Here is a 1802-nt window from a genome sequence, read left to right on the forward strand (position 1 = left end):
GCCGTAGATTCACCCAAATCCGCGGTGACGACCGCGGCGCGCCGTCCGAGCCGCCTGATCTCGGACGCCACACTCTCCGCCTCCGCCACCTCACCGCCCGAATGCACAACCACGTCGGCGCCGGCCTCGGCCAGGGCAAGGGCGATTGCACGCCCAATGCCCCGGCTCGAGCCGGTAACGAGCGCCGTGCGCCCTTCGATGCGGAACGAAGACAACACCGACATGGATGACATCCGTCTGAGATCAGAGCGTACCGTAACGCCGATAGACCTCTTCGACATCTTCCGATTTGTATTCGAGCCGCGCCTTGTCCTCTCGGTTCACCAGCGCCTCGGCCTCCACCAGAACACTGAGCGTCAGCGCCTTGGGCACGACGACGACGCCATCGATGTCCCCGAAGATAAAGTCTCCGGGATGGACTGTGACGGTCGAGGAAATTGCGCCCCGCAGGCTGACGGGAACGTCCCATCTGAAGTAGCTCCAGCGCATCTTCGCTTCCACAGGGGTGTGGTACCGCGCGAAAACGGGGAAGTTCATCTCGAGGAGATGCCGGCTGTCGCGCACGCCCCCGTCAATGACGGCACCGACGCAACCGTGCTTGATGCCGAGCGTCGCGTTCATCTCCCCATAATGGGCGACCCTGGTGTCGAAGCCGCAATCGCGCACGTCGACGCAAGGGTGGCTCATGGCCTTAAACAGTTTGATACGCCGTTCCAGAAGGTCGGGATCGCCGGTCGGATCGCTGACACCCTTGATGGTGAAGGCCGGCCCGGCGACGACCATGTCGGGCCGCAATGGCCGCAGATCGCTGGCCAGGCATTGATCCGGATAGCCGCGATGATCGAGCACATCGTAGATTACGCCCGAATAGAGACGGCGATAGCGTTCGATGACGTCGGTCATGGGCGGCAGAAGGCCCGCGCTGTCGGTGGCATCGGTGGTCATGTCATACTCCTGATAGAAGAAGGAGTGGCCGGACCCCGTGGATCCGGCCACGGAAAGTCAGGGCTGCAGCCAGGCCTCGCCGAGGTGCCAGGCGCCGCTGAGTTCGAATTTCAGACCCTTCAGCTTCGCCGTGGAGACCTCGCCCACCGGGCGCGTGAAGAGGAAGGAGTAGTAGGCGTTGTCCAGAAGAAGCCGCTGGGCTTCCAGATAATTCGCCCGCCGCTTGTCGCGATCGAGTGTTCCGACAGCGTCGTCCACGGCCTTGAACACGGCCTCATCGCTGATACCTGACCAGTTCGAGCCAGCTTTGCGGCCGAAACTTGCACCGAAGGTCTGGTCGGGATCTGGACGCGGCACGTTGATGCGCAACATCCCCATTTCATAGTTTTTCTTGAGAACCTTATCGACCCATGCCTGCCGTTCCAGCACCTCGACCTTGAGCGTAATGCCGGCTTCACGCAGCATGGCCTGGACGAGTTGCGCAATCTGCGTATCCGGATCGCGCTGGATGACAGAGACGGTCAGCTCGCCTTTGAAGCCGCTCTTTGCGAGATGATCTTTCGCCTTTGCCAAGTCGAACTTGGCCGCCGGGAGATCCTTGCTGAAGATCCACTCGTTGGGTGTGACGAGTGTGGGCGTGACGACGCCGAAGCCTTTCGAGACGACTTTATTGAGGGCGTCTCGGTTGATTGCGTGGGTGATCGCCAACCGCAGGTCCTTGTTGTCGAGCGGCGGCTTCGTCACGTTGTATGACATCCATTGGTGTATGCCGGTGAGTGCCGGAATACGCGTCAACGCCTTGTTGGCGTCGACATCTTCGAAATCTTTGACCTGCAGATTGTCGGCAAGTTGGACGC

3 protein-coding genes are annotated in these 1802 nt (G+C 61.1%); all 3 read right to left on the reverse strand.

From position 1 onward, the window contains the following. Positions 1-224 (reverse strand): SDR family NAD(P)-dependent oxidoreductase (locus AC1DT3_RS19875; protein ID WP_477466939.1); only part of this gene is annotated, 224 nt, incomplete at its 3' end. 19 nt (positions 225-243) lie between these two features. Continuing rightward, positions 244-945: an RraA family protein gene (locus AC1DT3_RS19880; RefSeq protein ID WP_477466940.1), complete on the reverse strand. Its 702-nt coding sequence runs from the start codon at positions 943-945 to the stop codon at positions 244-246. 57 nt (positions 946-1002) lie between these two features. Beyond that, a partial coding sequence (locus tag AC1DT3_RS19885) for an ABC transporter substrate-binding protein (RefSeq protein ID WP_477466941.1) occupies positions 1003-1802 on the reverse strand: 800 nt, incomplete at its 5' end.

The organism is Microvirga sp. P4_G7, assembly GCF_056401005.1.